This is a genomic window from Streptomyces sp. NPDC002055 (assembly GCF_040296705.1).
In the GTDB taxonomy this organism is placed as follows: domain Bacteria; phylum Actinomycetota; class Actinomycetes; order Streptomycetales; family Streptomycetaceae; genus Streptomyces.
Genome location: NZ_JBEOXS010000022.1, coordinates 1 through 12550, shown reverse-complemented (window position 1 = coordinate 12550; position 12550 = coordinate 1). Strand labels below are relative to the sequence as shown.

Sequence of the window (12550 nt, the reverse complement as noted above, 5' to 3'; positions counted from 1 at the left end):
AAGCTGCGCCGCCTGCCGTGCCCGCCCGCCACTCGGAAGAGGTTCCCGTGGACACCAAGACCGCCACTGCCATCCGACGCCTGCGTCTGGTCTCGATGCCCGAGGCAGTGTCCTTCCTGCTGCTGCTGGTCTGCTCCGTGCTCAAGCGGACCACCGAGTTCAACGCGGTGCCGGTCATGGGCGCGGTCCACGGCCTGCTCTTCGTCCTCTACCTGGTCTTCCTGCTCGACGCCTGGAGCAAGACCAAGTGGCCGCTGAAGACGGTGGCCCTCTACTTCGTGCTGTCGGTGCTGCCGACCGGCGGTTTCGTCGCGGACCGGAAGCTCAAGCGCGAGGTCGAGGCCGAGGTGATCGCGAGCCGGGCGCGCCGCGAGGGGATCGTCAACGCATGATCGTCGCCTTCTCGGTCACCCCGCTGGGGGTCGGCGAGGACGTGGGCGAGTACGTCGCCGACGCGGTACGGGTGGTCCGCGAGTCCGGGCTGCCCCACCGCACGGACGCCATGTTCACCTCGGTCGAGGGCGAGTGGGACGAGGTCATGGACGTCGTCCACCGCGCCGTCGCCGCCGTGGAGGCCCGGGCGCCGCGGGTCTCGCTCGTGCTGAAGGCCGACATCCGCCCGGGGGTCACCGACGGGCTCACCTCGAAGGTCGAGACGGTGGAGCGGCACCTGTCGGCCTGACGGCGCGTGAGGACCTCCGCGACCGGGTGTCCGTCCGCCTGCGCGCCGGGTGTCGTGCCCGGTGCTCGTGCCCGGTGTTCTCACGCCGCTTCGGACGCCAGCGCGATCCCGAGCGGCGTGCGCTCGTACAGCACCTGGTGGCCGTAGCGGCTGGAGGTCAGCAGGCCCGCGTCGCGCAGCGCCGAGAGGTGCGCGGAGACCGAGGACGGCGCCAGTCCCAGCCGCTGGGCGAGCCCCGTCGTCGTCGCGGGCTCGGCGAGGGCGGTGAGCACGGTGGCCCGGCCCCGGCCCAGCAGGGTGGCGAGCGCGTCGGGGGTGGCGCCGTCCGGCTCGGACCACAGCCCGGCGGCGCCGCGCGCCGGGTAGGCCACGGTGGCCGGCCAGGACGGGCCCACGTCGCACACCACGTCCGGCCGGACGAAGGCGCTCGGCATCAGGAGCAGATCGTCGCCGTCGAGCGTGTGCTCCGGCGGGCCGCCGTGCCGGGACCGCACCGTGAGGGCCGTCTCCGACCAGGAGAGGCGGGGGTGCAGCTCGGCGAAGAGCCGTTCGGGCCCGCCGTCGGCCAGCCGTCCGGCGTGGAAGGCGATGTCGGCCTCCAGCAGGGCACGCAGCCGGGGCCAGTGCGGAGCGATCAGGACCTTCCACGCCAGTTCCAGCAGGGCCGCGAGGTCCGCGGCCGCGCGGGCCGGGTCGGCGAGCAGGGCCCGGCCGTGCCGGGTGTCGGCCGCGCCCGGGGTGGCGGCCAGGGCCCGGAGCAGCTCCGCGCGGACCCGCTCCGGGGCGGTGCCGCGCACCCGGTCCAGCTCGTCCTCGATCGTGGTGGCCGGGCCGCCCGGCGGCGGGCAGAGGAAGTCCGGGCCGCGGCCGCGCTCGGGCGTCAGGAGCCGGAGCGGACGGAGGTCGAGGCCGGCGGCGCCGTCCCGCAGCCGGCGCAGCCACGGGAGATGGGAGCCGTGGCGGTACGGGGCTCCGAGGGTGCGCACCGCCTCCTGGAGTTCCCAGAGCGGGGACAGGGCGAACCGGCAGTGCGGCCGGTCCTCGGAGTCGAAGCGGAGATGGAACGGCACGGGGCGCCCTCCCTCCGGACCGAACTTTCGGCTCAGTCCGAAACTGTGTGGTCGGGCCGCATTTACCCAGCAGGGTGCCGCTCATGCATCGGCTCGGTTCCGAACGGGCCGAACGGGTGACGGCCGGGGCGGGCGACGGGTGTGCGCGGCGGTGGGAGGAGGCGTTCCGGATGGCCGGCCGCCGCCCCGCCGACCGGCGGTTCCGCCGTGCGGCGGCGGGCGGGGCGGGGCGCGGTGTCCGTCCCGCGGCCCGAGGGCTGAGACGGGGCTGACCGCCATATGGCCGACCGCTAAGGTCGGTGGCGTGCCGAAGCCCCTCAGCCTGCCCTTCGACCCCATCGCCCGAGCCGATGAACTCTGGAAGCAGCGATGGGGGTCCGTGCCGTCGATGGCGGCCATCACCTCGATCATGCGGGCCCACCAGATCCTGCTCGCCCAGGTCGACGCCGTGGTCAAGCCGTACGGCCTGACCTTCGCGCGGTACGAGGCACTGGTGCTGCTGACCTTCAGCAAGGCGGGCGAGCTGCCGATGTCGAAGATCGGTGAGCGGCTGATGGTGCACCCGACGTCGGTGACGAACACCGTGGACCGCCTGGTGAAGTCCGGGCTGGTCGACAAGCGCCCCAACCCGAACGACGGGCGCGGCACCCTCGCCTCGATCACCGCGAAGGGCCGGGACGTCGTCCAGGCGGCCACCCGCGATCTGATGGACATGGACTTCGGGCTGGGCGTGTACGACGACGAGGAGTGCTCGGAGATCTTCGCCATGCTGCGCCCGCTGCGGGTGGCCGCGGCGGACTTCGAGGAGCGGTAGGGCCCGTCCGAGGAGCAGTGGGGCCTTGCCGGACCCGGGGCCGGCGCACGGCCGCTCCGGGGCGCATCGAGGGAGCGGGAGGGCGGCCGAAGATCGCCCGGAGCCTCCGGCTACGCTCGGTCCATGAAGAAGAGCGTGCTGACCCGCTACCGGGTCATGGCCTACGTCACCGCCGTGATGCTGCTCGTGCTGTGCACCTGCATGATCTTCAAGTACGGCTTCGACACGGGTGCGGACGTCACGTTCGTGGTCTCCCAGGTCCACGGCGTCCTCTACATCATCTACCTGGTCTTCGCCTTCGACCTGGGCTCCAAGGCCAAGTGGGGATTCGGCAAGCTGCTCTGGGTCCTCCTCTCCGGCACCATCCCCGGGGCCGCGTTCTTCGTCGAGCGCAAGGTCACCCAGGAGGTGGAACCGCTGGTCAGCGGGGGTACCCCGGCCGCAGCGCAGGCCTGAGACGACCGCCCGCACCGGAGTGCGGGCGGTTTCCCATCGACAATTACTAGGACGTCCTAGTAAATTCGAGGGTATGGACGCCGACGCCATCGAAGAGGGCCGCAGCCGCTGGCAGGCCCGGTACGACGCAGCCCGCAAGCGGGAAGCGGACTTCACCACGCTCTCGGGGGACCCCGTCGAGCCCGCCTACGGGCCGCCGGAGGGCTCGGAGGTGCCCGGCTTCGAGCGGATCGGCTGGCCCGGCGAGTACCCCTTCACCCGGGGCCTGCACGCCACCGGCTACCGCGGCCGGACCTGGACCATCCGCCAGTTCGCCGGGTTCGGCAACGCCGAGCAGACCAACGAGCGCTACAAGATGATCCTGGCCAACGGCGGTGGCGGCCTGTCCGTCGCCTTCGACATGCCGACGCTCATGGGCCGGGACTCCGACGACCCCCGCTCGCTGGGCGAGGTCGGCCACTGCGGAGTCGCCATCGACTCCGCCGCCGACATGGAGGTCCTCTTCAAGGACATCCCGCTGGGCGACGTCACCACGTCGATGACGATCAGCGGCCCGGCCGTGCCCGTCTTCTGCATGTACCTGGTGGCCGCCGAGCGCCAGGGGATCGACCCCGGGGTCCTGAACGGCACCCTCCAGACGGACATCTTCAAGGAGTACATCGCGCAGAAGGAGTGGCTCTTCCGGCCCGAGCCCCATCTGCGCCTCATCGGCGACCTGATGGAGCACTGCGCGCAGGGCATCCCCGCGTACAAGCCGCTCTCCGTCTCCGGCTACCACATCCGCGAGGCCGGGGCGACGGCCGCGCAGGAGCTCGCGTACACCCTCGCCGACGGCTTCGGCTACGTGGAGCTGGGCCTCAGCCGCGGCCTGGACGTCAACGCCTTCGCCCCCGGGCTGTCCTTCTTCTTCGACGCGCACCTCGACTTCTTCGAGGAGATCGCCAAGTTCCGCGCCGCGCGCCGCATCTGGGCCCGCTGGATGCGCGACGTCTACGGCGCCACCTCCGAGAAGGCGCAGTGGCTGCGCTTCCACACCCAGACCGCCGGGGTGTCGCTCACCGCCCAGCAGCCGTACAACAACGTGGTCCGCACCGCCGTCGAGGCGCTGGCCGCGGTGCTCGGCGGCACCAACTCGCTGCACACCAACGCACTGGACGAGACCCTCGCTCTGCCGTCCGAGCAGGCCGCGGAGATCGCGCTGCGCACCCAGCAGGTGCTGATGGAGGAGACCGGCGTCGCCAACGTCGCCGACCCGCTCGGCGGCTCCTGGTACATCGAGGCGCTGACCGACCGCATCGAGGCCGACGCCGAGAAGATCTTCGAGCAGATCAAGGAGCGGGGACGGCGGGCCGTGCCGAACGGCGAGCACCCCATCGGGCCGATCACCTCCGGCATCCTGCGCGGCATCGAGGACGGCTGGTTCACCGGCGAGATCGCCGAGTCCGCCTTCCGGTACCAGCAGGCCCTGGAGAAGGGCGACAAGAAGGTCGTCGGCGTCAACTGCCACACCCCCTCGGTCACCGGTGATCTGGAGATCCTGCGGGTCAGCCACGAGGTCGAGCGGGAGCAGGTCCGGGTGCTGGCCGGACGCAAGGCCGCCCGGGAGGACGACCGGGTCCGCGCCGCGCTGGACGCGATGCTGCGGGCGGCCCGCGACGGCGGCAACATGATCGAACCGATGCTGGAGGCGGTCCGGGCCGAGGCGACCCTCGGGGAGATCTGCGGCGTCCTGCGCGACGAGTGGGGCGTCTACACCGAGCCGCCGGGCTTCTGAGCCGCGGCAGGGTGTGAAGGGCCGTTTCCCCGGGGGCACCCCAGGGGGAACGGCCTTCGCCGTGCGGGGTGCGCCGCGGCCGGTTCGAGGACGAGGACCTCGTAGCCGGTGCCGACGATCAGCTCGCCGCCGGCGCCGACGGCCACCGCGTTCGTCCGGTGGGGCAGCGCGTAGTGCTGGACGAGGCGGCCGCCGAGCAGGTCCCACACCTGGAGATCGTGGTAGCCGACGGCGGCGACGACGGGGGTGCCGTCCCGCACCGTGCAGGCGAGGGCGTTGACCCAGGGCATGCCGGCGTCGAGCCGGAAACGCTCCTTCCGGGTCCGCAGGTCCCAGACGCTCGCGCCGTGGTGCGCGGAGCCGGTGATCACCACGGGCGTGTCACCGACCACGGTGCACACCATCGCGTTGATCTGGTCCGTGCACCCCACCAGCTCGCCCGGGGTCTCGCCGGTGAGCAGGTCCCAGAGCTGGACGGTGCGGTCGCCCGACGGCAGCCCGCCGTGCACGACGGCGGTGGGTCTGCCGTCCAGCACGGTGCAGGCCAGGAGGCCGGCGCTGCCCGCCGCCACCGTGATGTCCGGGATCATCCGACGGGTCGACAGACTCCAGGCGCGCAACGGCTGGGACTCCCGGCCGTAGGAGCGCTCGGCGATCACGGCGACCGGCTCGCCCCGCAGGACCGTGCAGGCGACCGCCGGCTTCCACGGGGACCCGGCGACCACCGTCCACGCCGTGCCGTCGGTCAGTCCGCGGACGCGCACGGTGCCGTCGTGGCCGCTCGTCACGGCCACCGGCGCGCCGTCCACCTGCACGCAGGCCAGGGAGTCCACCCAGCCGCCGTGGTCCTCCCACCGGGCCAGCGCTCTGCCGCTCGCGAGGTCCCACACCCGGACGGAGTGGTCGTGGCCCGCGGACACCGCGACGGGGACCCCGCCGACGACACAGTCGGCCACGCCCTCCACCGAGCTGTTGTGCCCGCCCGGATCGACCGCCTGCGGGCTCAGCACCAGGTCCCACAGCCGGACGGAACCGTCGCTGCTGGCGGTGACCACCACCGGGGCGCCGTCGAGCGTGGTGCACACCACGTGGTGCACCCAGTCGCCGTGGCCGTTGAGCCGGCCGAGCAGCGCACCGGTCCGCAGGTCGACGATCTGCACCCCGCCGTCGCCGAGACCCAGCACCGCGACCGCGGTGCCCTCGACCTCGGTGCAGGCGATGGCCGTGACCCAGCAGGCCGGCAGCGGGAGTTCCGACCGCGCGGTGCCGGACTCCGGGTCCCACAGCACCAGAGGCCCGTTCCGGACACCGAGGAGCACGGTCGGCAGGCCGTCGAGCCGGGTGCAGGCGACGGCGTAGGCCTCGGTGTCCGGTGCCAGGGCGCGGGTACGGCCGGTGCGCAGATCCCACAGATGCTCGCCGGGGTCGGTGCCGGGAGCGACGGAGAGGACCGTGTCGTCCAGCGCCAGGCACGCGATGCCGACGTCCTTGCTGGACCACCGTGATCCCTGCGCCGCCGCGGCGCGACGGAGGGCTCCGGTGCGCAGCTCCCAGAGCCACCGGGTGCCCCGGAATCCGTGTCCCACGACCACGGGGACACCGTCCACCGTCGTGCACGCGAGCCCCACCACGTGGTCGCCGGAGACCGGGAACCGGCGCAGCTCCGCCGCGGTCCCCAGGTCCCAGACCCGGACGGTGCCGTCCCCGCTGCCGGTCACCGCGACCGGGTCGCCGTCCAGCACCGTGCAGGCGATCGCGGTCACCGAGGCCGTGTGACCACGCAGCACGGCGACCCGGCTCCCGGTGCCGAGTTCCCGCACCTCGGCGAGGTCCGGCCGGGCGTTCGTCACGGCGACGGGCGTGCCGTCGACCACGGCACAGGCCAGCGCCGGCGGGTAGTCCGGCTCCGAGGCGATCTCCGCGCGGAACGCGGTGCTCGTCTGACTGCTCGTCGCCCACCGGGGCCGCCACTCCAGCCGCCGGTCCAGCTGCTCCCGGTGGACCGACGAGCGGAACCGCGCCGCGTCGACGGCCAGGATCTGCGCGCGCTCGGTGAACGTGGCGTGCCGGTACAGGTGGGCGCTCGTCCGGTACATCGCCCGGACCGCCGTCGCCGCCGGGCCGGTGACCTCCTCCAGCGCGGAGAGCAGGGCGTGGGGCTCGGTGTGGACCAGCAGCCCGGCGTCGCCCAGCAGCCGTTCGAACTCCCGGGCGGCGGTGGCGTGACCCGGGAGGTGGGACAGGACGTAGGGGTGGGCGCGCGGCCAGTCGCGCTCCCCGTCCGGCTCCGCGGGCACCGACGCCAGCAGCGCGTCGGTGATCCGCCGCTGGTTCTCGGTGTCCCGGCGCGGGTTGCGCAGGTACTCCGCCAGCGCCTCGTGGAAGAGGCGGAACACCGACCGCTCGTCGTCGACGGGCACCTCGACGACATAGGCCCCGGCGTGCCGGAACAGCCAGTCGATGTCCTCGTCCGAACAGGGCACCCCGGACAGCGCGGTGGCCAGCGGGCCCCACAGCGAGTCCCAGGGCAGGCCGTCGCCCTCGGCGTAGGCGAGCGGGGTGAGCAGCCGGCGGACCCGCTGCTCGTCCTCCCCGTACCGGGCGAGGTAGGCGTGGAAGGCCTGGCCGGCCTCCGAGGGCAGCCGCTCCTCCCAGCCCGGGACCGTGGTGTCCACCACCAGGTCGCCGTGGAGCAGCGCGCGCACGGTCATCCGGGCGACAAGGAAGGACCGGCCCGCCCGGCGGGCCACCGCGGCCGCGACGGCGGACGCCGGTTCGCCCGGACCCCGGTACGCGCACCCCGGAGCGTCCCCGGCGCCGGTCAGCACGCTCCGGACGTACTCCTCGACGTCCTCGGGGCCGGTGTACGCGTCGGTGTCGAGGTCGACCAGCTCCACCGCGCTGCCGAGGTCGGGCACGCTCTCGCGGCGGCTGCCCACGATCAGCCGGACCTGCGGCAGCGCGGAGAGCGGGCGGAGCAGTTCCCGGGCGATGCGCCGGGGTTCGCTCCCGCCGACGCCGGTGCCGGCCTCGTCGAGGGCGTCGATGAGCACGGTGCAGGGGGTGGCGCGGTCCGCGAGGCCGGAGAGCAACTGCTGGACGGTGTCCGCCGCGACGTCCAGCGCCGCGGCCAGCCGCTCGGCGAGGGCCTCCAGCGTGCTGCCGCGGGCGTGCACGGCGGCGGTGACACAGCCGGGCGGCGGCAGCACGTGGTCCGGAGCCGGGGGACGGCGGGCGGGGTCGGCGTCCGCCAGGGCCAGCAGCCGGCCCAGGACCGCGGACTTGCCGGATCCGGGGCCGCCGGTGACCACCCGTGCCCGGCCGTCGTGCTGCGGCCGGTGCAGCCATCCGGCGAGCACCGCCAGCGCCTGGAGCCGTCCGGTGAAGCGGTCCCCCTTCTCGCTGGCGTACTCCACGCCACGGCTCCGCGGGTCGAAGTGGGCCGCCCACTCCCGGGCCGCCCGGATGTCCAGCAGGTCCGGCGGCAGGCCCGGCCGGTGGGCCGGGTTGGGGAAGAACGGCGGCGGCACGCGCACATCGGTGGCGCTGCACCGGGCGCTCTGGTGCGGGTGGTGCGCGCGCAGGTGGGCGTCGACCCGGCCGGTGATCTCCACCGGGTCGAGGTGCGGCTGCCGCATCCCGGCCCGGCTGATGGCCAGCGCGTGTTCCAGCGCCGGGACGAACGCGTGGTCCACGGCCTGTTCCCGGGCCCGGGCGGCGGCCATCAGCCAGGGACCGTCGCCGTCGTGGGGGCGGGTGGCGACCAGATCGTGGGCGACGGCGGCCATCTCCGCGGTCCCCGCGCCCGCGTAGCAGGTGTCGAGGAGCATCAGGACGTGGCCGACCGGTGACGAGGCGAGCAGCCCGGCGAGGTCCCCGGAGCGGACCGCGGTGCTCTGCGGCAGCGCGATCCGGCTGCCGCCGCACATCAGATAGTGCTGCCGCCGCTGCGGGTGCTTGATGCCGTGGCCGGCGTAGTAGAGGACCAGCACGTCCTGTTCGGAGCGGTCGGGGTGCTGCAGCCACTCCTCCAGCTCGGCCAGGAGCCGCTGGGCGTCCGGGTCGCGGCCCAGGTGGGGCAGGATCCGCTGGTAGCCGAGCGAGGCGAAGAGCGCGGTGACGCGGTCCACGTCCTCGTCCACCCCGGGGAGCTCGCCGAGTTCCGGCTCGGCCGGGTAGTGGCGGGTCCCGGCGGCGAAGAGGAAACGCCGTAACTCTCCCGGGTCCAGGTCCGGGCCGGCGTGGTGGAGCGGCGCGGCGGTCACGGCGCGGGCTCCCCGGGGGCGGCCGGCTCCCGGACGCCCGGCCGCGCGGGGCCGGATGCCGTCCCGGCACCGCCCGGCTCCACGGTGTCGGAGAGCCCCTCGGCGATGGCGGCACCGGTTTCCACGGCCGTGAGATACGCCGTCATGCTGTGCATGGTGGTGCCGTTGTGCACCCGGTGGTCGCGGACCCGGGGCCCGAACCGCGGGGCCAGTTCGCGGACCAGGGCCACGATGTCACCGGCGTCGGCGACGTTGTGCCAGTGCCGCAGGCCCGGCGGCCAGACGCCGGTGCCCTCGCGCGGAGGAGGCTGGAGCCGGTCGAAGGTCAGGTTGCGGATGCCCAGCGGCGAGCCGAGCGTCACCAGCGAGGCGACCTGGCCGGTCCGCCGGGCGCACAGCGTCTCGTAGGCGACGACCGAGCCGAGGGAGTGGCCCACCACCACCCGGGTGTCGGGGCCGATCAGCGCATCGGTCCGGGCCCGCACCGCGGCCCGCAGATCGCCGTCCGTGAGATAGCGGCGGAACTGCTCGAGCCCGGCGATCAGCAGCGAGTCCGACACGGCCCGGAAGAACCGGGAGCGGGTGAGGGCGTCGAGGGCGCGCTGCACCGTGGCGGTCGTCAGCGGCCGGGAGGCGGCGTAGCCGAGCACTCCGCGCGTGGCGGCGTCCGGGCCGAGCACAGCCGGGTCGGCCGCCGCGGCCGCCTCCCACCAGGCCAGCAGCAGCTCCGTCTCGAACCCCGGCGCGACGTCGGTGGCTTCGAAGTCCGGTACGCCGCGCGCCCCGGGCCGGCGGAAGAGGTGTCCGTAGCCCACGCACGCCACATCGCCCGCCGCCAGGGGCCGGACCCGGCCGGCGAGTGCCGTGTCACGCTCCAGGGCCAGGTTCAGCCCGCCCCGCAGCGCGGGTTCCAGGGCCGGCAGCAGAGTCTCGGCGGTGTCCAGCTGCCGGCCGACTCCGTGCACCACCACGACGCGCGCCACCGGCGCCCCCTCCCGTACGGCGTTTCCCCGCGAATCACCCTAGACGCCGCGGAGATGAGAGGCAGTCAGTCGGGCGGATGTGCCGTGGTGCCCTGTTCGTCCTCGCCGGCCGTCGCTCCTGTGAAGCGGACCCGGAACAGCGCGCCGCCGCCCGGGGCCCGCTCCGCGGTGGCCTCCGCGCCGTGGGCCAGGGCGATCCGGCGGACCATCGCCAGCCCCAGGCCCGAGCCGGGCAGGGCGCGGGCGGCGTCCGCCCGGTAGAAGCGGTCGAAGACGTGGGGGAGGTCCTCGGCGGCGATGCCCGGGCCGTGGTCGCGGACGGTGAGTTCGCAGCCGCCGCCGTGCGCGGTGAGCGCCGCCTCCACCGGGCCGCCCGGCGGGCTGAACTTGGCGGCGTTGTCCAGCAGATTGCCCAGCAGCCGGCTGAGCCGGGCGGGCACCCCGGCCACCGTCAGCGGCTGTGCGGCCGGCTCGACCGCCACGGTGAACCCCACCGCGGGCCAGTGCTCCCGCGCCGTCCCCACCCCGTGCTCCAGCAGCGCCGACAGCCGGACGTCCTCCAGCAGCGGCTGCGGCTCCTCCTCCCGGGCCAGCTCGATCAGATCGCCCACCAGCCGGGTCACCTCCCGCATCTGCCGCTCCAGCGCGCCGGAGGCGCGCTCCCGCTGCGCCGGGGTCAGCCGGTCGCCGCGGGACAGCAGTTCGGCGTTGGTGCGCAGCGCCGTCAGCGGGGTCCGCAGCTCGTGCGAGGCGTCCGCGACCAGCTGCCGCTGCGCCGCCACCGACTGCTCCAGCTCGCCGAGCATGGTGTTGAAGCTCGCCGCCAGCCGGGTCACCTCGTCCTGCCGGCCGGGCGGGCCCGGCGGCAGCTCGATCCGGTGCCGGGCGTCGCGGGTCGCCGCGATCCGCTCGGCCGTCGCGGTCAGCCGGGCGACCGGCGCGAGACCGGTCCGGGACACCCAGTAGCCCAGCGCCCCGGCGAGCAGCACCCCCGCGCCGCCGACGCCGCCCAGCATCCAGGCGGCCCGTCGCACCCCCTGCTGCACCGTGTCGGAGCGCAGCGCCACCTGGAGCGCCCGGTCCTCCCCGAAGGGGGTGGTGAGCATCCGGGCCGGGTGCCCCTCCACGCCGATGTTGCTGTAGTACGGGGCGCGGTCGCCGGTCGCGACCTCCCGGACGGGTGCGGTCACCGCCAGGGGATACGGCGCGGACGGATCGCGGGCCGGGTCGGCGGGGACGATCTGCGAGCAGGCGGGCGCCGAGAGGAAGACGCACTCGCCGTACACCACTTGGGGTCCGTCGTCGCGGTTCTGCTGCTGCACCAGCGTCGCCGACTGGGTGAGGTGGAGGTCCAGCTGGTGGTACAGCTCGTGCCGGATCACCAGGAAGGCCGCCCAGCAGACCCCGACCGCGACCAGGGCCACCGCGGCCGAGGCGACCGCCGCCAGCCGGGTCCGCAGCGGCCTGTGGCGGCGCCAGCGGGCACCGAGCGACCGGCGGCCGGTCATGCGAGGTCCAGCCGGTAGCCGACGCCGTGCACGGTGTGGACGAGCCGCGGCTCGCCGCCCGCCTCCAGCTTGCGGCGCAGATAACCGACGTAGACCGCCAGGGAGTTGGTGTCCGGGCCGAACGCGGCGCCCCAGACCCGCTCCAGGATCAGCTCCCGCGGCAGCACCTGGCCGGGGTGGGCGAGCAGCAGTTCCAGCAGGGCGAACTCGGTCCGGCTGAACTCCACCCGCCGTCCGCCGCGCGTCCCGGTCCGGGTAGCCGGGTCCACCACGAGATCGGCGAAGGCGCTCTGCTGCTCCTCGGGCCCGGCCGGCGGTGCGGCCCGGCGCAGCAGGGCGCGCAGGCGCGCGGTCAGCTCGTCCAGCGCGAAGGGCTTGACGAGGTAGTCGTCGGCGCCGGCGTCCAGCCCGTCGACCCGTTCGCGCACGGCGTCGAGCGCGGTGAGGACGAGGATCGGCGTACGGTCCCCGAGTGCCCGCAGCCGGCGGCACACCGCGAGTCCGTCCAGCACCGGCATCATCACGTCCAGCACCATGGCGTCGGGCTGCCGGTCGCCCACCGCGCGCAGCGCCTCCAGCCCGTCGGCCGCCCCGCACACGGTGAACCCCTCGACGCAGAGGCCGTCCTCGACGGCGGCCCGCACCTCGGGGTCGTCGTCGACCACCAGGATCCGGGGCGCGGGCGGGCCCGCCGGTGCGGGGTCGCTGCCGCGGCCGGGGGTCATCCGCGCACCGCGGGCCGGGCGGGCGGCGTCCGGCGGCCGCGGCGGGAGAGCTCGGTGTTCATGGCCCCAGGCTGCCAAACGGCGTTCTCGGAAAGTTCTTGGGACCGGCGGTCGGCGCGCCAGGAGCCCGGCGGGGCGGTGTTCCACAGCGCGATCCCGCGGCGCAGCCGCATGATGTGCTGTGGAAGGTCGGCGACGTCATCTACCCCGGTGTCCAACACCTCCTGGTCGAAGCCGAGCAGCACCTCTGCTTCTCCTCCGGCTCGATGACCG

The 12550-nt window shown here is 74.5% G+C and carries 11 protein-coding genes; 5 read left to right on the top strand and 6 right to left on the bottom strand.

Annotation, left to right across the window (positions count from 1 at the left end):
* The first annotated feature begins 47 nt into the window (after nucleotides 1–47).
* Both ABT112_RS15895 and ABT112_RS15890 read left to right on the top strand, forming a co-directional pair.
* The gene (locus ABT112_RS15895; RefSeq protein ID WP_351509829.1) at nucleotides 48–392 is read left to right on the top strand and encodes a DUF3817 domain-containing protein; all 345 of its coding nucleotides are present in this window, start codon (nucleotides 48–50) and stop codon (nucleotides 390–392) included.
* Nucleotides 389–682: an MTH1187 family thiamine-binding protein gene (locus tag ABT112_RS15890; protein WP_351509826.1), complete on the top strand. Its 294-nt coding sequence runs from the start codon at nucleotides 389–391 to the stop codon at nucleotides 680–682. The genes ABT112_RS15895 and ABT112_RS15890 overlap by 4 nt, the downstream gene beginning before the upstream one ends.
* Before the next feature lie 80 nt (nucleotides 683–762).
* Here ABT112_RS15890 and ABT112_RS15885 read toward each other — a convergent pair whose 3' ends face one another.
* Nucleotides 763–1752, bottom strand: a complete 990-nt coding sequence (locus ABT112_RS15885) for a DUF5937 family protein (protein WP_351509824.1) — start codon at nucleotides 1750–1752, stop codon at nucleotides 763–765.
* Between the two features lie 304 nt (nucleotides 1753–2056).
* Between ABT112_RS15885 and ABT112_RS15880 the strand changes: the two genes are divergently transcribed.
* The 3 genes from ABT112_RS15880 to icmA all read left to right on the top strand — a co-directional run bounded on the left by ABT112_RS15880 (nucleotide 2057) and on the right by icmA (nucleotide 4796).
* Nucleotides 2057–2566, top strand: a complete 510-nt coding sequence (locus ABT112_RS15880; RefSeq protein ID WP_351509822.1) for a MarR family winged helix-turn-helix transcriptional regulator — start codon at nucleotides 2057–2059, stop codon at nucleotides 2564–2566.
* 123 nt (nucleotides 2567–2689) lie between these two features.
* Entirely contained in the window at nucleotides 2690–3022 is a 333-nt protein-coding gene (locus tag ABT112_RS15875; RefSeq protein ID WP_351509820.1) for a DUF3817 domain-containing protein, read from the top strand.
* Nucleotides 3023–3095: 73 nt separating this feature from the next.
* Nucleotides 3096–4796, top strand: a complete 1701-nt coding sequence (gene icmA, locus ABT112_RS15870) for a coenzyme B12-dependent isobutyryl-CoA mutase large subunit (protein ID WP_351509818.1) — start codon at nucleotides 3096–3098, stop codon at nucleotides 4794–4796.
* On the opposite strand, the gene ABT112_RS15865 is transcribed toward icmA, so the two are convergent.
* The 5 genes from ABT112_RS15865 to ABT112_RS15845 form a co-directional block, all read right to left on the bottom strand.
* Complete coding sequence (locus ABT112_RS15865; RefSeq protein WP_351509816.1) at nucleotides 4772–9061, bottom strand: caspase family protein; 4290 nt, start codon at nucleotides 9059–9061, stop codon at nucleotides 4772–4774. The genes icmA and ABT112_RS15865 overlap by 25 nt on opposite strands.
* Complete coding sequence (locus ABT112_RS15860) at nucleotides 9058–10044, bottom strand: alpha/beta hydrolase family protein (RefSeq protein WP_351509814.1); 987 nt, start codon at nucleotides 10042–10044, stop codon at nucleotides 9058–9060. The genes ABT112_RS15865 and ABT112_RS15860 overlap by 4 nt, the downstream gene beginning before the upstream one ends.
* Before the next feature lie 65 nt (nucleotides 10045–10109).
* Nucleotides 10110–11552: a sensor histidine kinase gene (locus tag ABT112_RS15855; RefSeq protein ID WP_351509812.1), complete on the bottom strand. Its 1443-nt coding sequence runs from the start codon at nucleotides 11550–11552 to the stop codon at nucleotides 10110–10112.
* Complete coding sequence (locus ABT112_RS15850; protein ID WP_351509810.1) at nucleotides 11549–12277, bottom strand: response regulator transcription factor; 729 nt, start codon at nucleotides 12275–12277, stop codon at nucleotides 11549–11551. The genes ABT112_RS15855 and ABT112_RS15850 overlap by 4 nt, the downstream gene beginning before the upstream one ends.
* Nucleotides 12274–12550 (bottom strand): hypothetical protein (locus ABT112_RS15845; protein WP_351509807.1); only part of this gene is annotated, 277 nt, incomplete at its 5' end. The genes ABT112_RS15845 and ABT112_RS15850, both read right to left, overlap by 4 nt.

Excerpts from the sequence above, each read along its gene's own strand:
- ABT112_RS15890 (WP_351509826.1), top strand. The coding sequence starts at position 389 with ATGATCGTCGCCTTCTCGGTCACCCCGCTGGGGGTCGGCGAGGACGTG.
- ABT112_RS15875 (WP_351509820.1), top strand. The coding sequence starts at position 2,690 with ATGAAGAAGAGCGTGCTGACCCGCTACCGGGTCATGGCCTACGTCACC.
- icmA (WP_351509818.1), top strand. The coding sequence starts at position 3,096 with ATGGACGCCGACGCCATCGAAGAGGGCCGCAGCCGCTGGCAGGCCCGG.
- ABT112_RS15855 (WP_351509812.1), bottom strand. The coding sequence starts at position 11,552 with ATGACCGGCCGCCGGTCGCTCGGTGCCCGCTGGCGCCGCCACAGGCCG.
- ABT112_RS15850 (WP_351509810.1), bottom strand. The coding sequence starts at position 12,277 with ATGACCCCCGGCCGCGGCAGCGACCCCGCACCGGCGGGCCCGCCCGCG.